This window comes from Streptomyces sp. NPDC024632 (assembly GCF_055559175.1).
The window spans coordinates 310,228-332,885 of sequence record NZ_JBVHLD010000010.1 but is presented as its reverse complement, the minus strand read 5'-3'; the positions used below and the strand labels follow the sequence as shown (position 1 = coordinate 332,885).

The 22,658-nt window shown below is 73.9% G+C and carries 20 protein-coding genes and 2 tRNA genes; 8 read left to right on the top strand and 14 right to left on the bottom strand.

From position 1 onward, the window contains the following. Positions 1-112: 112 nt before the first annotated feature. From ACZ37P_RS22890 to ACZ37P_RS22875, 4 genes are read right to left on the bottom strand one after another with little or no spacing between them, the layout of a single operon-like run. Entirely contained in the window at positions 113-2,356 is a 2,244-nt protein-coding gene (locus tag ACZ37P_RS22890; RefSeq protein WP_467348362.1) for an ArnT family glycosyltransferase, read from the bottom strand. After that, positions 2,353-3,750 carry a bifunctional glycosyltransferase family 2/GtrA family protein gene (locus ACZ37P_RS22885; protein WP_467348360.1) on the bottom strand — a complete coding sequence of 466 codons (1,398 nt, stop codon included), beginning with the start codon at positions 3,748-3,750 and terminating at the stop codon, positions 2,353-2,355. Before ACZ37P_RS22885 ends, ACZ37P_RS22890 begins: the two co-directional genes overlap by 4 nt. Positions 3,751-3,775: 25 nt before the next feature. After that, positions 3,776-5,416: a sensor histidine kinase gene (locus ACZ37P_RS22880; protein ID WP_401305286.1), complete on the bottom strand. Its 1,641-nt coding sequence runs from the start codon at positions 5,414-5,416 to the stop codon at positions 3,776-3,778. A 20-nt stretch (positions 5,417-5,436) separates the two neighbouring features. Continuing rightward, entirely contained in the window at positions 5,437-6,213 is a 777-nt protein-coding gene (locus ACZ37P_RS22875; protein WP_467348385.1) for a response regulator transcription factor, read from the bottom strand. 102 nt (positions 6,214-6,315) lie between these two features. Between ACZ37P_RS22875 and ACZ37P_RS22870 the strand changes: the two genes are divergently transcribed. Next, positions 6,316-6,504 carry a hypothetical protein gene (locus tag ACZ37P_RS22870; protein WP_467348358.1) on the top strand — a complete coding sequence of 63 codons (189 nt, stop codon included), beginning with the start codon at positions 6,316-6,318 and terminating at the stop codon, positions 6,502-6,504. Positions 6,505-6,640: 136 nt separating this feature from the next. Further along, positions 6,641-7,627 carry an MEDS domain-containing protein gene (locus ACZ37P_RS22865; RefSeq protein WP_467348357.1) on the top strand — a complete coding sequence of 329 codons (987 nt, stop codon included), beginning with the start codon at positions 6,641-6,643 and terminating at the stop codon, positions 7,625-7,627. Here ACZ37P_RS22865 and ACZ37P_RS22860 read toward each other — a convergent pair. From ACZ37P_RS22860 to ACZ37P_RS22845, 4 genes are all read right to left on the bottom strand, one after another. Continuing rightward, a complete protein-coding gene (locus ACZ37P_RS22860; protein WP_467348356.1) occupies positions 7,587-8,072 on the bottom strand; it encodes a cytidine deaminase family protein in 486 nt (161 codons plus the stop codon). The two genes, ACZ37P_RS22865 and ACZ37P_RS22860, sit on opposite strands and share 41 nt — an antisense overlap. Before the next feature lie 203 nt (positions 8,073-8,275). Further along, complete coding sequence (locus ACZ37P_RS22855; RefSeq protein WP_467348354.1) at positions 8,276-8,434, bottom strand: hypothetical protein; 159 nt, start codon at positions 8,432-8,434, stop codon at positions 8,276-8,278. A 22-nt stretch (positions 8,435-8,456) separates the two neighbouring features. Further along, positions 8,457-9,197 carry a class F sortase gene (locus tag ACZ37P_RS22850; protein ID WP_467348353.1) on the bottom strand — a complete coding sequence of 247 codons (741 nt, stop codon included), beginning with the start codon at positions 9,195-9,197 and terminating at the stop codon, positions 8,457-8,459. Positions 9,198-9,409: 212 nt separating this feature from the next. Further along, positions 9,410-9,823, bottom strand: a complete 414-nt coding sequence (locus ACZ37P_RS22845; RefSeq protein WP_355336547.1) for a hypothetical protein — start codon at positions 9,821-9,823, stop codon at positions 9,410-9,412. A 255-nt stretch (positions 9,824-10,078) separates the two neighbouring features. Between ACZ37P_RS22845 and ACZ37P_RS22840 the strand changes: the two genes are divergently transcribed. Further along, entirely contained in the window at positions 10,079-10,540 is a 462-nt protein-coding gene (locus ACZ37P_RS22840; protein ID WP_467348351.1) for a hypothetical protein, read from the top strand. Then, positions 10,537-10,725 (top strand): hypothetical protein, encoded by a 189-nt coding sequence (locus tag ACZ37P_RS22835; RefSeq protein ID WP_467348349.1) that lies wholly within the window; start codon positions 10,537-10,539, stop codon positions 10,723-10,725. The genes ACZ37P_RS22840 and ACZ37P_RS22835 overlap by 4 nt, the downstream gene beginning before the upstream one ends. Here ACZ37P_RS22835 and ACZ37P_RS22830 read toward each other — a convergent pair. Next, on the bottom strand, positions 10,694-10,975 hold the full coding sequence (locus ACZ37P_RS22830; RefSeq protein WP_467348348.1) for a hypothetical protein: 282 nt from the start codon (positions 10,973-10,975) through the stop codon (positions 10,694-10,696). The genes ACZ37P_RS22835 and ACZ37P_RS22830 overlap by 32 nt on opposite strands. Before the next feature lie 70 nt (positions 10,976-11,045). On the opposite strand from ACZ37P_RS22830, the gene ACZ37P_RS22825 reads away from it, so the two are divergent. Together ACZ37P_RS22825 and ACZ37P_RS22820 are read left to right on the top strand one after the other, a co-directional pair. Continuing rightward, positions 11,046-11,246: a hypothetical protein gene (locus ACZ37P_RS22825; protein WP_467348346.1), complete on the top strand. Its 201-nt coding sequence runs from the start codon at positions 11,046-11,048 to the stop codon at positions 11,244-11,246. Between the two features lie 115 nt (positions 11,247-11,361). Continuing rightward, positions 11,362-11,565 (top strand): hypothetical protein, encoded by a 204-nt coding sequence (locus ACZ37P_RS22820; RefSeq protein ID WP_355336549.1) that lies wholly within the window; start codon positions 11,362-11,364, stop codon positions 11,563-11,565. Between the two features lie 77 nt (positions 11,566-11,642). Here ACZ37P_RS22820 and ACZ37P_RS22815 read toward each other — a convergent pair. Together ACZ37P_RS22815 and ACZ37P_RS22810 are read right to left on the bottom strand one after the other, a co-directional pair. Continuing rightward, a tRNA-Arg gene (locus ACZ37P_RS22815) sits at positions 11,643-11,718 on the bottom strand. A gap of 178 nt (positions 11,719-11,896) precedes the next feature. After that, positions 11,897-11,990, bottom strand: a tRNA-Ser gene (locus ACZ37P_RS22810). 180 nt (positions 11,991-12,170) lie between these two features. On the opposite strand from ACZ37P_RS22810, the gene ACZ37P_RS22805 reads away from it, so the two are divergent. Beyond that, on the top strand, positions 12,171-12,770 hold the full coding sequence (locus ACZ37P_RS22805; protein ID WP_467348345.1) for an SSI family serine proteinase inhibitor: 600 nt from the start codon (positions 12,171-12,173) through the stop codon (positions 12,768-12,770). A 286-nt stretch (positions 12,771-13,056) separates the two neighbouring features. Beyond that, positions 13,057-17,088, top strand: coding sequence for a hybrid sensor histidine kinase/response regulator (locus ACZ37P_RS22800; RefSeq protein WP_467348343.1), 4,032 nt, complete (start codon positions 13,057-13,059; stop codon positions 17,086-17,088). 739 nt (positions 17,089-17,827) lie between these two features. Here ACZ37P_RS22800 and ACZ37P_RS22795 read toward each other — a convergent pair. The 3 genes from ACZ37P_RS22795 to ACZ37P_RS22785 all read right to left on the bottom strand — a co-directional run bounded on the left by ACZ37P_RS22795 (position 17,828) and on the right by ACZ37P_RS22785 (position 22,465). After that, positions 17,828-19,837 (bottom strand): hypothetical protein, encoded by a 2,010-nt coding sequence (locus ACZ37P_RS22795; protein WP_467348341.1) that lies wholly within the window; start codon positions 19,835-19,837, stop codon positions 17,828-17,830. Between the two features lie 250 nt (positions 19,838-20,087). Continuing rightward, positions 20,088-21,737, bottom strand: a complete 1,650-nt coding sequence (locus tag ACZ37P_RS22790) for a long-chain fatty acid--CoA ligase (RefSeq protein ID WP_355336553.1) — start codon at positions 21,735-21,737, stop codon at positions 20,088-20,090. Between the two features lie 203 nt (positions 21,738-21,940). Then, positions 21,941-22,465 carry a SigE family RNA polymerase sigma factor gene (locus tag ACZ37P_RS22785; protein ID WP_467348338.1) on the bottom strand — a complete coding sequence of 175 codons (525 nt, stop codon included), beginning with the start codon at positions 22,463-22,465 and terminating at the stop codon, positions 21,941-21,943. Between the last annotated feature and the right edge of the window lie 193 nt (positions 22,466-22,658).

Sequence of the window (22,658 nt, the reverse complement as noted above, 5' to 3'; positions counted from 1 at the left end):
CCCCCCCCCCCCCCCCCCCCCCCCCCCCCCCCCCCCCCCCCCCCCCCCCCCCCCCCCCCCCCCCCCCCCCCCCCCCCCCCCCCCCCCCCCCCGCGGTCGGGGGACGAGAGCGTCAGGACGTGGGCGCGGTCAGGTCGTAGACCGTCGTGCCGCCCACGGTCTTGGCCGTGTAGTGGGCCTCGACCCAGGTGGTGATGGCGGACGCGGTACCGCTGCCGCCCATGCCACCGCCGCCGCCCTGGCCGCCGCCGAGGAAGTAGTGGATCTTCCCCGCGGCCACGTACTTCTGGAACTGGGCGAGGGTGGGTGAGGGGTCGCTGCCGTTGAAGCCGCCGATGGACATCACCGGCTTTCCGGTGGCGAGCTGGTAGCTGGCCTGGTTCTGGGAGCCGATCGCGGCGGCGACCCAGGTGTAGTCGCCGGAATCGGCGAGGAGCAGCTTCTTCATGGCGGAGCTGACCTGGGTGCCGTTGAGCAGGCCGCCCATGCCGCCGCCGTTGCCGCCGGGGGCGCCCGGGGCGCCGTCCTGGCCGGTGCGGCCGGTGCCGGGCATGGTCTGGCCGTTCTGGCCGTTCTGGCCGGTCTGACCGTTCTGGCCGCCGCCGAAGGGGCCGCCCTGGCCGGTCTGCCCGTTCTGGCCGCCGGGCATGCCCTGCCCCTGACCTTGGCCCTGGCCCTGGCCCTGGCCCTGGCCGTTGGTGGGGCCGCCGCCCATGCCGGGCGGCATGCCGCCGCGGCCACCGCCACCGCCGCCGGGACGTCCGCCGCCGCCGAAGCCGCCCATGCCGCCCTGGACGGCGGGCCCCGCGGTCACGATGGAGCCGGAGTGGCCGGTGTTCACGGTGTTGAGGGTGTACGCGACGGGCCCGCCGAGCGCCGCGGCGACGCCGACGAACGCGGCGATCACGCCGAGCCGGGCGGCGACCCGTACCCCGGGCATCGCACCCGCGAGCAGCCCCGCGGCGGCGACGAAACCGCCGATCAGGACCGCGCCGCGCAGCCACGGGAGCCACTCGGAGGAACGGTCGAGGAGTACGTACGACCACACGCCGGTGCCCGCGACGGTCACGGCGAGCACGGCCGCGGCGGCGATGTGGGTGCGCCGGGCCCACAGCAGTGCCGTGCCCATGCCGACGACGGCGGCGATGTAGGGGGCGAGGGCGATGTTGTAGTACTGGTGGAAGATCCCGGACATGAAGCTGAAGGTCGCGAAGGTGATCAGCAGCGCGCCGCCCCACACCAGGAACGCCGCGCGGACGGTGTCGGTGCGCTTGGCGCGCCAGGTCAGCCACAGTCCCGCGGCGAGCAGGACGAAGGCCGCGGGCAGCAGCCAGGCGATCTGGCCGCCCATCTCGGAGTTGAAGAGCCGCCCGATGCCGGTCTCGCCCCACATCCCGCCACCGCCACCACCGCCACCGCGGCCCCCGCCGCCTCCGCCGACGCTGCCGGTCTCGTTGCCGGTGATGCGGCCGAAGCCGTTGTAGCCGAAGGTCAGCGACAGGAAGCTGTTGTCCTGCGAGCCGCCGATGTACGGGCGGGACGACGTCGGCCACAACTCGACGATCGTCACCCACCAGCCGCCGGACACCACCATCGCACCGCCCGCGGCGAGGAGTTGGCCGATACGGCGGCGCGGCGTCGTCGGCGCGCAGACCGCGTAGACCAACGCGAGCGGCGGCACGATCAGCCACGCCTGGAGGGTCTTGGTGAGGAAGGCGAAGCCGAGCGCGACGCCCACGATCAGCAGCCACTTCGTCCGGGCGTCCTCCAGCGCGCGCAGCACGCCGTAGACGGCGACGACCATCAGCAACGCCAGCAGCGCGTCGGGGTTGTTGAAGCGGAACATCAGCGCCGCGACGGGGGTGAGCGCCAGGACGGCGCCCGCGATCAGGCCCGCGCCCGCGCTGAACCGGCGGCGTACGGCCGCGTAGAGCACGCCGACCGTGGCGACGCCCATCAGCGCCTCCGGCACGAGGATCTGCCAGGAGCCGAGGCCGAACAGCCGCACCGACAGGGCCATCGGCCACAGCGCGGCGGGCGGCTTGTCGACGGTGATGGAATTCGCGGCGTCGGAGGAGCCGAAGAAGAACGCCTTCCAGCTCTGGCTCCCGGCCTGGACAGCCGCGGAGTAGAAGGAGTTGGCGTATCCGGCGGCGCTCAGATTCCACAGGTAGAGGACCAGGGTGCCGAGCAGCAGCGCGAAGAACGCGGGGCGCACCCAGGCGGCGTCCTCCGCCCGGCCCCGCCAGGTCCGCCGCGCGAGCCCTCCCCGGTGCCCCGCTGGCCGCGGCGCCGGTTCCGCGACCGGATGCCCGAACACGTCCGTGTCCACTGTGGTGTTGCCCGGCGCGCTCATCGCGCCCTCCTCAAGTCGTCGTGGGGGGAAGGGGTTTCGTGGGCCGGGAGGTCGGCGGACCGGGCCTCGTACGAGACGGGGCCGGCCCCGGTGACCGTCTCACCGTCGCGGAAGGCCGCGCCGCCGGTCGCGCCCTCGGGGAAGACCCACGCCCGGAAGAGCAGGAATCTGAGCACCGTCGCCGCGAGGTTCGCCGCGATCAGGACGGCCAGCTCCGTGCCGTGGTCCGGGTGGGCGGTCGCCGCGTGCAGGGCGGCCAGTGAACCGCTGGTCAGGGCGAGGCCGATGGCGAAGACGACGAGGCCCTGCGCCTGGTGGCGTACGGCCTGGTCGCGCCCGCGTACACCGAAGGTCAGCCGCCGGTTGGCGGCGGTGTTGCCGAAGGCGGAGAGCAACAGCGCCAGGGCGTTGGCCACTTGGGAGCCGGTGCCGAGCCGGAAGAGCGAGAAGAGCGCCAGGTAGACCAGCGTGCTGAGCACCCCGACGACGCAGAAGCCGACGAGCTGCCGCGCCAACCCGGCGGGCACGCCGGCGAGTTCGCGGTCGCGCGGGTCGTCCCCGAAGGGCCGCCGCAGCCGGTCGAGCGCCAACTGCCCGGTGGCCAGGGCCCGGCCGACCCGCCAGACGCCACGCAGGTCGTCGGTGGCGGTGCGGACGAGGTCGACGCTGCTGTCCGGGTCGTCGACCCAGTCGACCGGCACCTCGTGGATGCGCAGGCCCGCGCGTTCGGCGAGCACCAGCATCTCGGTGTCGAAGAACCAGCCGGTGTCCTCGACCATCGGCAGCAGCCGCTGGGCGACATCGCCCCTGATGGCCTTGAATCCGCACTGCGCGTCGGAGAAGCGCGCGGCCAGCGAGCCGCGCAGTATCAAGTTGTAGGCGCGGGAGATGAACTCACGCTTCGCGCCGCGCACCACCCGCGAGGAGCGGGCGAGCCGCGAGCCGATCGCCAGGTCGGAGTGGCCGGAGATCAGCGGCGCGACCAGCGGGAGCAGCGCGTTGAGGTCGGTGGACAGATCCACGTCCATGTACGCCAGCACGGGCGCGTCGGAGGCGGACCACACCGTCCTCAACGCCCTTCCGCGGCCCTTCTGTTCGAGCCTGAAGGACTCGACCTCGGGGAGTTCCGCGGCCAGCGCCTTCGCCACCGCGGACGTCAGGTCCGTACTGGCGTTGTCGGCGACGGTGATCCGGAAGGGATAGGGGAAGGTGCCCGACAGATGCGCGTGCAGGCGGCGGACGCAGGGCTCCAGGTCGTTCTCCTCGTTGTATACGGGGATGACGACATCGAGGACCGGGGCCGCCTGGGCACCGGGCCCGGCCGGGTGTTCCGGAGCTGTGCCCGCGGCCGGCAGGTGCTGCCGGGCGGGCAGATTGCCGAGTTGGGTTCGCATGATCCGACCCTCGGCGGGCGCGCTGTCACGACGTTGTGGCGAGCCTGAGCGGCGGCTGTGAGTGTGCGGCGCGCAGCCGGACGGTGAAGACCGTACGCCCGGGCACGCTGTCCACGGACACCTCGCCGCCGTGCGCGGTGACCACCGAGCGCACGATCGCCAGGCCGAGCCCCGTACTGCCGGACCGCGCGGCGGCGGCCGTCCGGGTACGGGAGGCGTCGCCGCGCGCGAACCGCTCGAAGACATGGCGTCGCAGGTCGGCGGGGATGCCGGGGCCGTCGTCCTGGACCTGGAGCAGGACGCCGGGCCCGTCGCGTACGACGCGGGCGGTGACCGTCGTACCGGCCGGGGTGTGGGTGCGGGCGTTGGCCAGCAGATTGGTCAGCACCTGGTGGAGGCGCTGCGCGTCGCCGTGCACGGTCGCCGGGTCGTCGGGCAGGTCGAGCCGCCAGACGTGGTCGCGGCCCGCCGCGCGGGCGTCGCTGACCGCGTCCACGACCAGCGGGGACAGGTCGGTCTCGGCGAAGCTGAGCGGGCGGCCCGCGTCCAGTCTGGCCAGCAGCAGCAGATCCTCGACGAGGGTCGTCATCCGCCCGGCCTCGGACTCGATCCGGCCGAGCGCGTGCCGGGTGTCGGGGCCGACGGGTTCCCTTCCCCGGCGGGTGAGTTCGGCGTAGCCGCGGATCGAGGCCAGTGGCGTACGCAGCTCGTGGCTGGCGTCCGCGACGAACTGCCTGACCCGTGTCTCGCTCTCCTGCCGCGCGTGCAGGGCCGAACCCACGTGCCCCAGCATGCGGTTGAGCGCCGCGCCGACCTGGCCGACCTCGGTCCGCGGGTCGGTGTCGGAGTCGGGGACGCGTTCGTGCAGCGCCACCTCACCGCTGTGCAGCGGGAGTTCGGACACGCGGGTGGCGGTCGCGGCGACCCGGCGCAGTGGTTGCAGGGCGATCCGCATCAGCGCCGCGCCCGCGAGGCCCGCCGCGACGAGACCGGCGGCGGCGACCGAGAACTCCACCCAGATCAGGGTGTTGAGGGTGTCCTCGATCCCGCTGGTGGACAGGCCGACCAGTACGGTGCTGCCGTCCGAGGACTGCTGCGCCGACGCGACGCGGTACGTGCCGAGGCCGGGGACGCTGAGGGTGTGGGCCTTGCCGTCCCTCGGTACGGAGGCGAAGGCGGCGGTCTGCCGCGCGGTGAGCGGGTCCGCTTCGAGCAGGCCGCCGCCGGACGGTGTCGCGCTGACCGCGGCCCGCGTGACCGTGCCGTTCGCGCCGACGATCGCCCCGACGGTCTCGCCGGGCTGGCCGCCGCCCGCCAGGAATCCGAACGGCCGCTCGGTGAGCGGACTCTGCGGGAGCCGTGCCGCGCGGTTGGCCTCCGGGCCGTCCCCGGGGCCGCCGTGCGGCCCCGCCGCCCGTACCGCCACGTCCTGCACCTTGCCGTCGAGCTGCCCGTACAGGAAGTCGTGCAGCGCGAATATGGTGACCGCGCCGATGACCGCGCACACGACGGCGACGAGCGCCACGCAGGACGCGACGAGCCTGCGGCGCAGGGACCAGGGGCGGGACCAGGGGCGCTTGCGGGTACGGGAGTTGGGCTTCGGGTCGGCGCGCGGAGTGGGGGGCGGGGAGGCGTGGGGAGTAGGGGGCGGGGAGGCGTGGGGCATCGTCTCGGCTTCCGGGGTCGTCAGGCGGCGGGCTCGCCGGGCTTGATCAGGTAGCCCGCGCCGCGCCGGGTGTGGATCATCGGCGGGCGGCCGGCGTCGAGCTTGCGGCGCAGGTAACTGATGTACAGCTCCACGACGTTGGCCTGACCGCCGAAGTCGTACGACCACACGCGGTCGAGGATCTGCGCCTTGCTCAGCACCCGGCGCGGATTGCGCATCAGGTACCGCAGCAGCTCGAACTCGGTCGCGGTGAGGTGGACGTTGTCGCCGCCGCGGCTGACCTCGTGGCTGTCCTCGTTCAGTACGAGGTCGCCGACGACCAGCAGCGACTCGTTGCGTACGGCGGCGGCGCCCGAGCGGCGCAGCAGGCCGCGGAGCCTGGCCACCACCTCCTCCAGGCTGAACGGCTTGGTGACGTAGTCGTCGCCGCCCGCGGTGAGCCCGGCGATCCGGTCCTCGACCGCGTCCTTCGCGGTCAGGAACAGCACGGGGACGTCCGGGGTGTCGCGGCGCAGCTTCGCCAGCACCTCCAGGCCGTCCATGTCCGGCAGCATCACGTCGAGCACGACCGCGTCGGGCCGGGTCTCGCGGGCCGCCCGCAGCGCGCCCGCGCCGTCGGCCTCGGTGCGTACCTGCCAGCCCTCGTAGCGCAGCGCCATCGACAGCAGGTCGGCGAGCGGCGCCTCGTCGTCGACGACGAGGACGCGCACCGGCGAGCCGTCGGGGCGCGCGAGGTCGGTGGCGGTGGCGGTGGTGGCCGCGTGCGCGGTCGCGGGGGCTGCGGTGGCGGTGCTCATCGATGTGGAAGGCATGGTGTTCACCCTGTGCGCGCGCTATGAGAGGAGCCTTGGCCGATTCTGTGAATCGTCTGAGAATCGCGGTGAGGGTTGTTTGCGGCGGTGCGCACGGCGGTGCGTACGCAGTTGCGCACGGCGGGCCGTACGGCGGTGTGTACGGAGTTGCGCACGGCGGTGCGCACGGCGGTGCGCACGGCGGTGCGCACGGCGGTGCGCACGGCGGTGCGCACGGCGGCGGGTGCCGCGCGGGACCGGGTGCCGACTCCGGCGCCGAGAACGATCAAGGGGTGAACGATCAAGGGGTGAACGGTCGGAGGCGGACGGTTCGGCGGTCGTTCTGGGCATCTTCCTGGGCACTTTTCGTCATCGGCGGCCGATATGCGATGCGCGGGCCGAAAGGTTGGTGCGGGCGGCGTACGTTCGGTCCATGGGAGGTGGCATGGCGGGCGGCGGGGGTGGCCGCGGTGACCCCGTGGGCGCGGAGCGCGACCGGTCGGTCGCGGCAGGCGGCCATGACGGGAGCGGGGCCGGGTGTACGTCGGTGGCCGAGGCGATACCGCGGGCGGTCGCGGTCGACCGTATGGGCCCCGGTGACCACGCCTGCCTCGGAATCCACGGCGACGACGACCGGTGGGCGGTGCGCGCCGCCTTCACCGTCGCGGGCCTCGCCCTCGGTGAGCGCGTCATGATCTTCACCGGCGGGGACACCGCCGGTCCTGACGCCCTCGCCCATCTCTCCGCGCACGGCGTCCCCGCCGAACGCTGCGCGCGCAACGGGCAGTTGGCGCTCTCCTCCGAAGCCCCCGGCTACGACCCCGCGTCCGGCGCCTTCGACCCGGCGGTCCGTACGGCCTTCTGGGCGGCGGGCACCAGCACCGCGCGGCGGCGCGGCTTCACCGGCATGCGGGTGGTCGGCGACATGACGTGGGCCGCCGCCGCGCACTCCGGCCTCCCCGAGTCCGAACTCTCCTCCTACGAAGCGGAGTTGACGCCCTTCTCGACCAGGACCGGCTTCACCGCGATCTGCGAGTACGACCACGGCGCCGTCCCGGCGCCCCTGCTCTCGCGTATCGCCGCCCTGCACCCGCTCGCCGTCCTGCCCTCCCTCGACACCCTCCACGCCGACCGCACCGGCTCCTGCCTCCGCCTCACCGGCACCGCCGACCTCGCCACCCGCCTCCACTTCGACCTCGCCCTCCGCGCCGCCTTCACCAGCGACCCCCCGCCCGCCCTCCTCGACCTCACCCCGCTCTCCTTCCTCGACGCCCACTGCGCCGGCACCACCCTCCGCCTCCCCCGGGGCACGACGGTGCGCTGCACCCCGTCGCAACACCGCATGCTCCGCGTCTGCGGCGCGGCCGAGGCAGAAGGCGTCACCTTCCAGGTGGAGGATCCTCCGGCGCGGGGTCGGTGAAGAGCGCCGGGTCGTAGGGCTGGGTGCCCTCGTCCGGGGTCCAGAGGGCGGCGAGGGGCATCAGGTCGGTGACGCGGGCGCTCCGGACGCCGTCCGGGGTCGGCAGGAGGACGCGGATGGACGGGTGGTAGTCGAAGAGGATCTGGCGGTCGCGGCCGCACGGGCCGACGGGGCCGCGGCCGAGGTTCCCGACAGCCACGATGGTGGTCAACTGCCGCGCCCCGCAGGCTCGGGCGTGGCCGAGGGCGACGAGTTCGGCGCAGGGCCCGCCGGTGAAGTGGTAGAGGTTGATGCCGCCGTGCATGCGTCCGTCCGCGTCACGGACGGCGGCGCCCATGGTGTGGACGCCGCCGTCGCCGTCGGTGTTCTCGTCGACGATGGCGCGGGCGTACGCGATGAGTTCGTGGTCGGCGGGGGTCAGTTCCCGACTGGGGATCGTCAGCACGGGCCGGATGCTACGGACCCGGGCGGGCGGGACGCGAGGGCTTTACGGGCGGTACGCGGCGCGCCGGAGCCGGGCGCCGAGGCGGTGGGCGATCGTCCGGGCGGCGTCCGGGGCGAGGCCGGGGAGGCAGGAGAGGCCGGGGGGGTAGGAGAGGCGGGTCAACGAGGCCACGAGGGCGCCGGGTTCGGCTCCGCCACTGAGGATCACCTCGCCCGCCGCGACGGCCCGCGCCCGCGCCGTAACGGTTCGGGCGGGAGGCCGAGTTGGGCGTGGAAGCGGGTCCACAGGCGCTCGCGGCTCCAGCCGACCCCGGCGGCGAGGTGGTCGACACGGACGAGGCCGCGGCTGCGACTGCGTCGCATACCGCGGCTCAGCTCCTCCCGTTCACCACGGCGCGGTCCACGGAGCCGCGGGGGAGGCCGGAGGCGCCGGGGCCGCCGTGGCCACGGGAGACGCCACCGGGGCGGGAGCGGGCGGGCCGACCTTCGTGAGGTGGGCGTAGACGACGATGTTGGCGCTGTAGCTGGTGGCCCGGGAGTAGGCGCCGGCGCAGGTGATCAGGCGGAGTTCGGGGCGGGTGGCCTGCCGGTAGACCTTCTCGCTGGGGAAGTCGCTCTTCTCGTACTGCTCGACGGCGTCGACGGTGAAGACGGCGGTGCGGCCGTCCTGGCGCCGCACGGTGAGGGTGTTCTGCTTGTGGAGCTGGCCGATGCGGTAGAAGACGGCGGGGCCGCTATGGGTGTCGAGGTGTCCGACGACGACCGCGGTGCCGGTGCTGCCGGGCGTGGGGCCGTTCCGATACCACCCGGCGAGGTTCTTGTCGTCCGGCGGCGGGGGTTGCAGGGTGTGGTCCTTGTCCGTGGTGAGACCGGTCATCGGCGCGTCGACGCCGATCTCGGGGATCGTGATGCGGGTGGGCGGCGACGGCGGCAGCGGGTCCACCGCGGGGGCCGGGACGGCTGGTGCGGCGGGGCCGGAGAAGGCGTCGGCGGCCGAGGGCCTGGGCGGGGTGAGTCCGGTGCCGGAGGCGCTGTCGACCACGAGGAAGCCGCCCACGGCCATGCCTGCCAGGAGCAGTGCGAGGCCCGCATGGCGGCGGCGGTGGGCGGCGCGGGGGTGCTGCATGCGGGGCGGGCCTTTCTCGAAGTCTGCGTCCGTCCGCCTCGGGCCGGGGCCCAGAGATCAGCACCTGACGCCTGGTGCCTGGCGCTTAGCACCTGACGCCTGGCGCCTGGTGCCTGGTGCCGAACGAGCCGCGGACGTATGACGCCCCCTGCGGTCGCGCGCTCCGCTTCGAGCGGGGCGCGCGGCCACAAGGGGCGGAGGTGGAACCGAGGTCAGCCCTCGACGGAACGGCGGCGCATCATCACGACGCCACCGGCGGCCGCGACGGCGAGCACAGCCGCGCCCGCGGTCATCTCGGTGCCGCTGATCCCGCCCGCCAGGCCGCCGGAACCGGCGTGCACCGGACCGGTGACGCTCGCGCAGGCGTCCCGCTCGCCGACCTGCGCCTGCTCCAGGATCTCCTCGGCCGTGGCGATCTGCTTACGGATCTCCGGCGTCTTGTTCGGCAGCTTCTCCAGCCGGTCGAGCTCCTTCTGCGCTTCATGGGTCTTGACCTGGGCCTGCTCACAGATCTCCGAGTGGGGACCCGTCTCGGCGGACGCCATCGGGGCGGAGAGCGCCAGAGCGCCGCCGCTGAGGGCAATGCTGGAGATGGCGAGAGCGGCGAGAGCACGAGCGGAACGCATGGGACTCCTTCGCGAGGGCACGCCCTCGGACCCTGATGGCCCGAGAAGGGGGACGTACGTGCCCAACGAAGTCATAGATACGAATAATGTGACTTATTCACACACCTTCACACCATTTTTGCCCCGTTCAGACCACACCCCCCGGCGCGTCGCTCACCCCCCGCCGCCCCCGACTGTGCTTACCCCTCTTCACATCTGCCGGACCGTCACCTCACACCGCCACGCGAACGCCACGGCCGACACGAGTGGCGCCGCGTGAACGGCTATCTGCCCGACGAGGCCGCCGTGCTCGACAAGGCGTTCGCCACGTACCCGCGGATCGCCGACTACGTCGCAACCGTTGCTCGGCCGGACATGGTCGCCGTCGACCAGACCGTCGACCAGCACCGCATCCCCGGCGGCTGCGACGGCGTGTGGCACCAGGAAGGGGTGTGCGAGGCGACCTTCGCCGACATCACCACGCCGGGCGCGACGCTCGTCGTCAACGTCAGTTCCGAGGAGGACCGGACCACGCACCTGGTGATCTGGGAGGGCAACGACGGCCGCGACCTGCTGCGGACCACCAACCGCGCCGACGCCGTCGCGTTCGCCACCAACCTGCGGGAGCTGGCCGACGCGGTCGAGCGCGGTGCCGCGCTCCTCGCCTTGGACGCCGCCCGGCGCATCGTCCCGGCGGGCCGCCGCCTCGACGCCGTCCGGGCGGGTGAGCCGTCATGAGACACATCGTCCTCGGTGCCCTGCTCGGCCTGGCGCTGGCGTTCCCGCACCTGGCCGGGCAAGGCGCCGGCCCCGCCGCCACGCCCGCCCGCTGGGTGGCCTGCCAGCCCGTCCTGTGGGCGTTCACCGCCGGGCTGCTGGCCCGGCCGCGAATCACTGGTCATTCGATCCGGAGGACGAAGTGAACGCAGCCCGATCCGCCGCCCGATCCGCCGCCCGCCGCGCCGCCCGCCGCTCGCGCCAGGGCAGCACCAGCCTGACGACAAGCACCGCCACCACCGGCACCGGCACGGTGACCCAGAGCGCGTGCCGCGACTGCGGCCAGGTGGCGTTGCCCCACAGCATCGGCGCCAGCGCCCCCGCGGCCAGCACCACCCCGGTGACCAACGCCCACTTGATCGCGCTCAGCGGCGACCCGTCCCCCCGCTTTTCCATGGCTGTCACCGTAGCGGGCCTTTCCGACCCCCCTCGGAGCACCCCATGAGCGTCCGGTACGGAGCGGGGGGTGATGTTCGCCGCCGCCGAGGTGGCGCTGTTCTCCATGGCGCTGATGGCCCGGCAAAACCTGGGCGCCCTCGGGGTGCCGGGTACGCCAGGGGTACTGGTGTGGGTGGTGACCGGGGGGGAGCTGCGGGAGCGGCTGCTGTCCCGGTTCGGCCTGGCCCAGCGGGGGCGGGACGCGGCGCAGATCACCCGTGACCGGTAGACGCGGATTGCCACCCGCAGGGCCGCGCGGCGTCGATCCGCGTACTCAAGGACCGCTACGGCGTCGGCCAGCTCCGAGCCACCCGAAACCAGAGCGACCTGCAAGCGAGGATGTCGTGAGCCTCGATCCGAAGCACCATCAATACGCCAACCCGGTGCCCAGCTTCGAGATCCGCCCGCTGCCCGCCCGGTGCCCGGAAACCTCCGTGTCGGCGTGGGCGGGCCACTCGGATCTGTCGTTCACGAAGCGGACTTACGTGCACCCTGACCCTCAGTCACTGCGGGCCGGTTCGGAGAAGCTTGCCGAGCTGTTGCGCTGACGCAAGATCATTCGGCGATTGTGAGAAATTATGAGAGAAGCCCCGCACCCCCGAAGGGGCGCAGGGCCTCTGACCTGTGGTGCACTCGGCAGGATTCGAACCTGCAACCTTCTGATCCGTAGTCAGATGCTCTATCCGTTGAGCTACGAGTGCGAGCGCTTCGCGGGGTTTTGGGCCGGTCGGCGTTGCGGGAACAACATTACATGAGGTGTGGCGGGAGGTGAAATCCATAACCGGGAGGCGGGGTGACCTGCGGGAATGGGGTGGGGGCCGGGGGGTGGAACGGAAGGAGCCCCGCCGTCGGTGGAGGACGGGCGGGGCTCCGGGGTGGTGGCGGAGGCGGAGGGATTTGAACCCTCGATGGACGGTAAAGCCCAAACCGCATTAGCAGTGCGGCGCCATAGACCGGACTAGGCGACGCCTCCTGGTACGTGCCCGGGTGAGCGGGCGCGTGTGCAGATGATGACACAGCCGTGCGGGCCGCGACCAATCGCAGACTACGGTACAAGGCCGCCGGTGGGCAGGGCAAAGGGGTAGTGCGGGGACGCGCCCACGAAGGAGTGGGTTGCGGGGGCGGGCGGGCCCGCGCGGGTAGGGAGGGGCGCATGCGAAACCCCCGAGCCACCGCACCCCGTACGACGCGGAACCGCGCCCCGAAGGACACCCGCGCACCCCAGGGCACCCGTACCGTCCTCGCGTTTCTCACCCTGGCCGCGCCCCTCGCCGCTCCCCTCGTGGCCGCCGGCGGCGCCGCGGCGGTCGGCGTCCCGCGCCCCACCCCCGTCGAGCGGCTGATGGAGAGCCGCCTGACCGTGACGTACGCGGCGGCGCCCGACGCCCAGCCGCGGACGTACACCCTCGACTGCGGCCCCGCCGGGGCGAAGGAGGAGACCGACCCGGCGTGTGAGCATCTCGTGGAGATCGGGGGACCGGAGCGTGCGGTGCCCGCGGGGCAGATGTGCTCGATGATCTACGGGGGACCGCAGACGGCCCACGTGACGGGCGTGTGGCGGGGCCGGACGGTCGACGAGGAGTACAGCAGGACGAACGGCTGCGAGGTGTCGCGCTGGCAGCGGATGGTGCCCGCGCTCCCGGCCGCGAACGGCGCGAACGGCCTGAACGGCGCGAATACCGCGAGCGACGCGGTGAACAGCGCCGACGCGAGCGCCGGAGGTACACGGACGGACACGACCGTACGTTCGTGACGTACGCCACACCCGCGCGCCCCCGGCCGAACGCGGCGCCCGAACACCCCGCTCCCAAGGGGCACATGGACATCCGGGGCCGCGCGAGGGGGCCCGACCCGTACACTCGGTCTAGTGACATGTCCCGGGGGTGGCGGCAAGATGGGCCGCCCGTGACAAGCCGCCCGCCCGTGAGAGCTGGCAGCACAAGAGCGGAAACGAAAGCGCAAGCAAGAGCGGACATCAGCGCGGGAAAACGGCGGCGCAGGACAGTGCGGCACGTGCGGTAACAGGGAGGACGCGTCTCGTGAGCAGCAGGCCATCCAGAGGCGCTGCTCGCCTCGCCTCGATACTCGATGCCCTGCCCGACGCGCTGCTGCTGGTCGACGTCAACGGCACGGTGGTCAACGCCAACGCGATAGCGATCGAGACGTTCGAGTCGCCGGGTACGGCGCTGGTGGGGCGGGGCCTGCTCGACCTGCTGCCCTCCTTCGACTCCAAGCGGATTCCCGGCTCGATGCGCAGCCCGCGCGAGGCCGCGGAGGACACCCGCACGAAGCCCACCCGGATGGTGGCGCGGCGCACCGACGGCACGGAGTTCCCGGTCGAGGTCACCAGCGCCAATCTGGAGGACCCGCGCACCCCGTACGCCGACTTCGGTGAGCCCCAGCCGCCCCACTACACCGGCGACGAGCTGCTGATGCTGGTGGTCCGCGACCTCACCGGCACGCTCGACACCGAGGCCGAACTGGCCCGCCAGCAGCGCCAGACGGAGATGATCCTGCGCGCGGCGGCCGAGGGCGTGGTCGGTGTGGACACCGCGGGCAAGGTCGTCCTCGTCAACCCGTCGGCCGCGCAGATCCTCGGCCACCGGGCGACCGACCTGGGCGGCAAGGAGCTGCACCCGCTGGTGCACCACTCGCGCAGGGACGGTTCTCCGCTGCCGTACGAGGAGACCCCGCTCGCCGACACGCTGCGCTCCGGGCGCAAGCACCGCGTCCGCGGCCAGGTGCTGTGGCGCAAGGACGGCCGCGCGGTGCCGGTGGACCTGACGACGGCGCCGGTACGGGACGGCGACCAGCTCGTCGGCGCGGTGATGACGTTCACCGACCGTACGGCGTACGACGCGCTCGCCGCCCGCGCACTGCAACTCGGCGCGCTGCTCGACACCTCGCTGCGCGGGCCGCTGGCCGAACTGCGCGGCGAGCTGACGGGCCTGGCCGCCGACCCGGCCGGGCAGCTCTGGCCCGAGGCCAACCAGATCCTGCACCACCTGTCGGCCGGCTACTCCCGCATCACCACCCTCATCGACAACGTGCTGGCCTTCCAGCGGCTCGACCGCGGCGAGGACAAGCTGCGGCGCGAGACGGTCGGGCTCGACAAGGTGGTGGCCGCGGCCGTGGAGGGCGCGGTCGAGCTGATCGGGCCGGGGCGCGCGCAGTACGCGGTGCACGCGCCGCCGATCGAGGCGTCCCTGGACGCCGAGCGGATGGCGCAGGCCCTCGCCCACCTCGTCGCCGACGTCGCGGGCGTCGACTCGGCGGGCAACGCCATCGCGTACGCCGGCGACTCGACGATCGTGGTCGCGGCGGCCCAGCGCGGCGACGTCATAAGGATCGACGTCCGCGGCCCGCACGCGGGCGGCGACCCCGTCCATCTCCCGCTCGCCCGCGGCATCGTGGAACGCCACGGCGGCGTGCTCCAGACCCACGAGGTGCCCGGCGGCAGCGCGTACGTCCTGGAGGTCCCGGTCGGCCGCGCCCGTCAGAAGAACGGCTCGCCCGCCGCTTCCGACGCCTCGGGTACGGGTACGGAATCGGCCACGGGTGGCCGTACGGACGGCGGTACGGAATCAGGTACGGGTACGGATACGGGCTCGGGTACGTCGGGGTCGGGCGACGCGTCGGAGCAGCCGCGTGAGTCCGAGACCACCGTGATGCCCTTGCCGACCGAGCCGATGCGCGGGACCACCGGGCAGGGGTCGAACGCGGCGCCGGGCGCGGGCAATGGCGCCGGGCCGGACTCCGGGAGCGGCGTACGGCGGCCACCGCACCAGCGGCAGGCGCCGCAGGACAGCGGGGCGGCGGTCGCGCCCTGGTCGATCCCGGCCGCGCCCGACCAGGACTCCGCCCCGACCGGGCGGCGCCGCGCGCTGCGTCGGCCCGGCGACGAGTCGGACGGCGGGAGCGCGGGCGGCAACGGCGGCGCGGGGCGCGAGATCGCGCCCGCCGACGGGGCGCAGCCCACCGGCCGCAGGGCGCGGCGGGCCAGGACCGACGACCAGGAGCAGGAACGAGGCGGGGGCGCGGCGGGTCAACCCGCCCTCCCGCAGGGGCAGTCCGCCCTCCCGCAGGGGCAGTCCGCCCTCCCGCAGGGGCAGTTCGCGCTTCCGCAGAGCCAGCTTCCGCAGGCGCAGGCGGGGCTACCGCAGAGCCCGCTCCCCCAGACCCACCTTCCGCAGCCGCAGATTCCGCAGGCCCAGGTCCCGCACGCCCTGCCGCCCGTCCAGCCGCCCGTTCAGCCGCCTGTTCTGCCGAGCCCCGGCCAGGACCCGCGCGGGCTTCCCGCTCCCGAGGCGGGCACCGGCCGTCGCGCGCGCCGCGCCATCGAGACCGCCGCGCCGGACAGCGGCGCCGCCGTCGTACCGCAGCAGCAGGGCCACGCGCCCGAGCCGCCGCGGCAGCCGCAGCCGCAGACCTGGCCGAGCCCCGGCCAGAGCGCGGGTCAGGCGGCGGACGAGGAGCCGGAAGGACCCGTACCGCCACGGTCGTGGCCCGCGCCGTCGCAGCAGCCCCCGCAGCCGCAGCCGACCGCGTGGCCCGCGGCGCCGCAGAATCCGCAGCCGTCGACCTCGCTGCCGTCGCAGCAGCAGGCGCCGTCCTCGCAGCCGCCGTCGCCCGGCCAGGGTCAGCCGCCGCAGGCTCCGGCCGCGTCGGCGGCCGGACCGGGTACGGCGGGACCGTCCCCGCAGCGCGGCGGCCCGGCGCCGCAGCAGGACCCGTCCCAGAGCAGCCACGGCCGTGCCATAAGCGTGCGTACGCTCGGGCAGGGCATGCCGTTCGGGCAGCAGGCGGGCGATCCGCAGACCCAGACGCAGGCGGTGCAGGCCCAGTCGGGGCTGCCCGCGCAGGTGACGGCGAGCGGTTCCGGCCGCCGCCGCAGGCTGAACCCGCCGCAGCAGCCGCAGCCCGTACAACCGGGTCAGCCCGAGCAGAACGGCCAGCCCGTCCAGAACGGCCAGCCCGAGCAGAACGGCCGGCCCGAGCAACAGCTACAGCACGGTCCCGGCGGCGAGACGCAGGCCCGTCAGCACCCGCAGGCCGACCCGGACAGCGGTCAACTCCCCATTCGCCGCCCCGAACCCCAGCCGCAGCGCGGCGCGGGCCGGTCCGCGATCCCCGGCCAGGCCCCGGCGCCGGACGACGACGACCGCGAGACGGCGCTGCTGCGGCCGGTCCCGGCGGCCGATCCCGTTCCGAAGTCCCAGCCGCCGGTGCCGCGTGAGGCGGGCGGCCGGGCGTACGCCATAGGCGCGCCCGCGGAGGGCGCCGCCGAGGGTCCCGAACCGCTGGACGGCCCCAATGGCGCGGTCGACGTCACCGACATCGCCGACGACCGCATGGAGGAGTCCTTCGACGAGCCGCGCCGCCTGCTGGTGTGGCCCGAGCCGGACACCTCCACCCGCCAGGCCCTGACCGACCGCGGCTACCGGCCGGTGATCGTGCGCTCCCGCGAGGAGGTCGACGCGCAGATCGCCGAGCCGCCCGCCGCGCTCTTCGTGGACCCGCTCACCGGGCCCATCACGCGTACGGCCCTCCAGTCGCTACGGCAGGCCGCCGCGGCGGCCGACGTGCCCGTCCTGGTCACGGCCGGTCTCGGGCAGGCCACCCGCGAGGCCGCGTACGGCGCCGACCCGGCCGTACTCCTCAAGGCGCTCGCCCCGCGCGACAGCGAGCAGCACCCCCCGCGGGTTCTGCTCGTCGAGAGCCACGAGCCGATCGCCCAGGCGTTCGCGGCCACGCTCGAACGGCGCGGCATGCAGGTCTCGCACGCCGATTCCGAGACCGACGCCATGTCCAAGGCCGCCCAGATGCATCCCAACCTGGTCGTCATGGACCTCATGCTCATCCGGCGCCGCCGCCAGGGCATCGTCGACTGGCTGCGCGGCAACGCCCGCCTCAACAACACCCCCCTGGTCGTCTACACCTCCGCCGACATCGACCCCGCCGAGCTCCCCCGCCTCGCCTCCGGCGAGACCGTCCTCTTCCTCGCCGAGCGCTCCACCAGCCCGGACGTTCAGGCCCGAATCGTCGATTTGCTCGCCAAAATCGGAGCCTGACCCCTCCGGGGAGGTCCCCCGTCTTTGGGGGCGCGGCCCCAGCGCGGTTCCCTCCCCCGGGCGGCGAGCCGATCCTTCAAGCGGCGCGGGACCGTGTCTAATCTGCGCCTGCCGCCGCGCGGGCGCGCTCAACCCCGGCGCTCCCGCACGTCACCACCCGCCCCAACGGGGCAATCCCGTCGCCCCCGGACCACCGGCCGGTGGTGGGTTGCCCGCGCAGTTCCCCGCGCCCCTGACGGGGCGCACCGTCTTTCGTCCGGGCGGTGGGCCGGTCTTTTCAGGGGCGCGGGACTGTGTTCAATCTGCGGCCGCCGCCGCGCGGGCGCGCTCAACCACGGCGCTCCCGCCCCTAACGGGCCGCACCGCCTCTCGGCCGGGGGCCAGGCACGGGCATTTAGGGGCGCGAGGAACTGCGCGCTCAACCACAACGAGCGCGCACGTCACCACCCGCCCCAGCGGGGCAGCCCGGCGGCGGGCTGGCCGCGCCCCTGACGGGCCCGCACCGTCTCTCGGCCGGGGGCCAGGCACGGGCATTTAGGGGCGCGGGGAACTGCGCGCTCAACCACGACGTGCGCGCACGTCACCACCCGCCCCAGCGGGGCAGCCCGGCGGCTAGCTGGCCGCACCGCCTCTCGGCCGAGGGCCAGGCACGGGCATTTAGGGGCGCGGGGAACTGCGCGCTCAGCCACGACGAGCGCGCACGTCACCACCCGCCCCGGCAGGGCAGACGCGGCGTGGGTCAGGGAAGGTGTTCGGGAGGGCCGGGCCGGAGGCCAGGCTGGCGGATCATGGCGGTGATCTCGGCGGCGGCGATGGCGGCACGGCCGGGCCGCTTGAGGAGGCGCTCGGCGAAGGGCCAGCCGACCACGCCGAGGGAGATCTCCTCGGAACCGCCGAGCCCACGGTGACGGCCGGGGCCACCCGGGGCACCGGAACCCTCGTCCCAGCCGCCCGGGGCACCGGAACCCTCGTCCCAGCCACCTGGGGCACCGGAACCCTCGTCGGAGCCACCCGGGGCACCGGAACCCTCGGGGTCGGCCTCCACGCACGTGATGGTCAGGGCGCCGCCGCGACCGTAGCGGGCGTGGCCGACCGCGTCCCAGGGGATGTGGCGGGCGCGGGAGGACAGCAGGCCGCGGACGCGCAGGCCGACGCTGTCCGCGGTGATCTGCCAGGTCATGAGGCACCAGCCGCCGTAGAACCAGGTGAGGGCCACGAAGGAGAACCAGAGCACGCGCGACCAGGGCCAGCCGCCGACGGCGGCGGACGTCACCGCTCCGGCTCCGGTCACGAGCATGACCGCACCGACGCAGCGCGCGACAGGCCCCGCGTGCCAGCGCACCGGCCCGGCGGCGGGCACCACGGTGCCGAGGGCCCGCTGGACGTCGATCTCGGCGGCCTGACGGTGTCCGGCCTCCCGTCGCCCGGCCGTCGAGCCCGCGTCGCCGTGGTCGACGGCCGGCCCGCCGCGTATCGGGGACAGGGACACCTCGACGGACGGCTTCGCGGCAGGGCCGCTCTCGGCGGACGTCAGGACGAGGGCGCCGTCCTCGCTGAGCGCGCCGTAGAGGATGACGTCGTGTACGCCGGAACGGGCGTGCGGAAACGGCTCGTAGTGCAGCACGGCCTCGCGCCCGAGGCCATCGGCGCCGTATATCTCGGTGAAACCGTCCGCCCTCGTCCGGGCACGCGCCCGCAGGACCGGTACCGGGCCGCGCCGGAGGGCGAGCACGCGGCGGCGGGCGAGCTGCCCCGAGAGCGCCGAGGCGATGCCGAGCCCTACGAGGGCCATGCCGCCGGCCTGGCGGAGGAAGTGGGACAGGTCGTCGGGGTACGGCTCGCCCGCCAGCCGTACCCAGTCGCCGTGGACCAGCACGGTCACGGTGCCGACGTCCCGGTAGTCGCCGTCCACGTCGAAGCGGTGACGGGAGCCGTCCGGCATGCGCACCGTGAGCAGGTAATCGTCCGGGTTGTAGGCGACGACGGGAACGTCCCGGGCCACGGCCACCCGCGCGGTACGGTCATCGGCCCGGTCCTGTACGACGACGGTCACGATCAGGGCGGCGCCCACCGCGCACATGAACAGCCCGGCGACCCGCCGGAACAGGCCCCGCTGCCCCGGCTCGATGCCGTCCGGCATGGGAGCGGACGCGGTGACGCCCCCGGCGGCCTCCGCGATGAGGGCGCGCTGGCGGCGGCGGCCCCGCAGCCGTTGCGCCACGGCCAGCCAGCCCCAGCACAGCGCGGCGACGACCACCGCGGCCGCGACCTTCTCGCCGGCCCCGCCCTCCCACTGGCCGGGCCGGGCCAGGTAGAGCAGGAGCAGCGGGGCGGTCAGGACGGCCAGTTCCGGCAGGAAGAACAGGCACACGAGGTGGGGCAGGAAGAGCATCGTGCCGGTCTTGTCCACCCATTCCTCGCCGCAGGGCGCCTGCGGAGTGCAGGTGGGGTCGGGACTCATCAGGACCGCGGCGAACACGGCGACCAGCAGGACCACGGCGGGCAGCGTCGGCCGCACCCACGCCGCCCTGGGCCCGGCCGCCCGCCACCCGCGGGCGTCGGCGGCGAGCCACGGGCGCGCGGCGCCCCCGGCGTACGACGTGCCATCGGACCCGCCGCCGGACCCGCCATTGGACCCGCCGCCGTATACGTCGGCGGATACGTCTTCGGGCACACCGCCGGGCACACCGCCGCGCACACCGCCGGACCCGCCGTCAGGCACACCCTCGGACCCGCCGTCGCTGATCATCGGTGCGTCATGGGAGTACCCGTGTCCGTCCTGGCCGAGGGCGCGTCGAAAGCGGCGTCCGCCGAGCCGACCAGGCTCTTCCCGCCGCACCAGCAGATCGTTTTACCTGATCATTGCGCAACCGGGAAAGTTTGCGAAGCGGCACGGCCCGCCGTGGCGACAGGCGTACGAAGGACGGTCACTTCGTAGGAGCCGCCCGTCGCCAAGCGGTCGCACTCCGGGGGCTCACCACCCCCCGGCCGGAACACCGTCAGAGCTGCGTGACGTCCAACTCGCCCTCGGCGAACGCCTTGCGGATGACCTTCTTGTCGAATTTGCCGACGCTCGTCTTCGGCACCGCCGGAACGATCGCCCAGCGCTCGGGGATCTGCCAGCGCGCGACGCGCCCGGCGAGGAAGTCGTGCAGGGCGGCGTAGTCGGCGGTGGCGCCCTCGCGCAGGACGACGGTGGCGAGCGGGCGCTCGCCCCAGCGCTCGTCGGGGACGGCGACGACGGCGGCCTCGGCGACATCCGGGTGGGCCATGAGGTGGTTCTCCAGGTCGACGGAGGAGATCCATTCACCACCGGACTTGATGACGTCCTTGGACCGGTCGGTGAGGGTGAGGAAACCGTCGTCCGAGATGACGCCGACGTCCCCGGTGCGCAGCCACCCGTCGGGGCTGAACTTGTCCTCGGGCCGCACCGGTTCCTCGCCGACGCCGCCGTAGTACGCGGCGGCGATCCAGGGCCCGCGCACCTCCAGCTCACCGGCGGACTCGCCGTCCCACGGCTGGACGGAGCCGTCCGGCCCGATCAGCCGGGCCTCGACGGAGGCGGGGAAGCGGCCCTGGGTGATCCGGTACGCCCACTCCTCCTCGGGGGTGACCCCGGCGGGCGGCTGCGCGACCGTGCCGAGCGGCGACGTCTCCGTCATGCCCCACGCGTGGCACAGGCGTACGCCGAGCTGCTCGTCGAACGCCTTCATCAGGGCGGGCGGGCAGGCCGAGCCGCCGATGGTGACCTGCTTGAGCGAGGTGATGTCGCGCGGCTTGGCGGTCAGCTCGGCCAGCAGCCCCTGCCAGATGGTGGGGACGGCGGCGGCGTGCGTGGGGCGCTCGCTCTCGATCATCTCGGCCAGCGGGCCGGGCTGGAGGAAACGGTCCGGCATCAGCAGGTTGATGCCGGACATGAAGGCGGCGTGCGGCAGCCCCCACGCGTTGACGTGGAACATCGGCACCACGGGCAGCGAGGTGTCGTGCGAGCTGAGGCCCATCGACTCGGTGGAGTTGACCTGCATCGAGTGCAGGTAGATCGACCGGTGCGAGAAGACGACGCCCTTGGGGTCGCCGGTGGTGCCGGAGGTGTAGCACATGGCCGCGGCGCTGCGTTCGTCCAGCTCGGGCCAGGCGTACGTGGTCGGCCGCCCGTCCAGCAGCTCCTCGTAGTCGTGCACGGAGGGACGTACGCCGTCCAGCACCGAGCGGTCGCCGGGGCCGACCACGACGACGTGCTCGACCGAGTCGAGCCGCGGCAGCAGGGGCGCGAGCAGCGGGAGCAGCGAGCCGTTGACGAGGATCACGCGGTCGGCGGCGTGGTTGATGATCCAGGTGAGCTGCTCGACGGGCAGCCGGAGGTTCAGGGTGTGCAGGATCGAGCCCATGGCGGGGATCGCGAAGTACGCCTCAAGGTGCTCGGCGTTGTTCCACATGAGGGTCCCGACCCGGTCGCCCTCGGCGACCCCGAGCCCGTCACGCAGCGCGTTGGCGAGCCGGACGGCGCGCAGACCGACCTCGCGGAAGGAGCGGCGCTGCGGCTCACCCTCCCCGGTCCAGGTCGTGACCTGCGATTTTCCGTGGACCAGCGTCCCATGGACCAGGATGCGGGTGACGGTCAGCGGTACGTCCTGCATCGTGCTCAGCACAGGGGGCCTCCGGCGGCTACGCGAGGGTAATGTCCTCGCGATTCTGCGTGCATACCGATCGGTACGTCACTACCCCGCGCGGTATTGCCGCCGGTTCGTTCCGGGCGGCGCGGCGGTCGGGGGGACCGGGGCGCGGCCCGCCGGACGGCGCGGCACGTGTCGTGGGGATGTGTGCGACGCCCGCCCCAGGGCCCGAGCAGGCCCTAGGTGACGCACAGCTCCAGCTCCGGATCGTCGCGCAGCTTGCCGAGGGCGCGCGAGACCGCGCTCTTCACCGTGCCGACCGAGACGCCCAGCGCCTCCGCCGTCTGCACCTCGCTCATGTCCTCGTAGTACCGCAGGACGACCATCGCCCGCTGGCGCGGCGGCAGCCGTCCGACCGCGCGGAGCAGCGCGTCCCGCTGGGCCTGCTGCTCGGTGATGTCGGGGGCGCCGGTCGCGGCGGGCTCCGGCACCTCGTCGGTGCTGAACTCGTCGACCTTGCGCTTGCGCCACTGCGAGGTGCGCGTGTTGACGAGCGTACGGCGGACGTATCCGTCGACGGCCCGGTGGTCGTCGATCCGGTCCCAGGCGAGATAGGTCTTGGTCAGGGCGGTCTGGAGCAGGTCCTCGGCGTCGGAAGGGTTGGGGGTCAGGGAGCGCGCGGTGCGCAGCAGCGTCGGGCCCTTGGTCCGGACGTAGGCCGTGAACTGCGTCGTATTGGCGCTGGTGCACACAGGCGTGGTCATGGCTTCACGTTAGGAGCCGACATGCCCGTGGCGGATCGGCCGCAGGTGCCGAAGCGGGATCACTCTCAGGTCGTAGGACGGGGGTTGTCCCCACCCCCCGAGGGGGGAGCCGGGGGTCGGGGTCCCGCAGGGGTTCCTCCGGAGAAGAGCGGGGTCCGGGGGCGGACACGGTCCCTGAGCGGGCCCGTGGCCG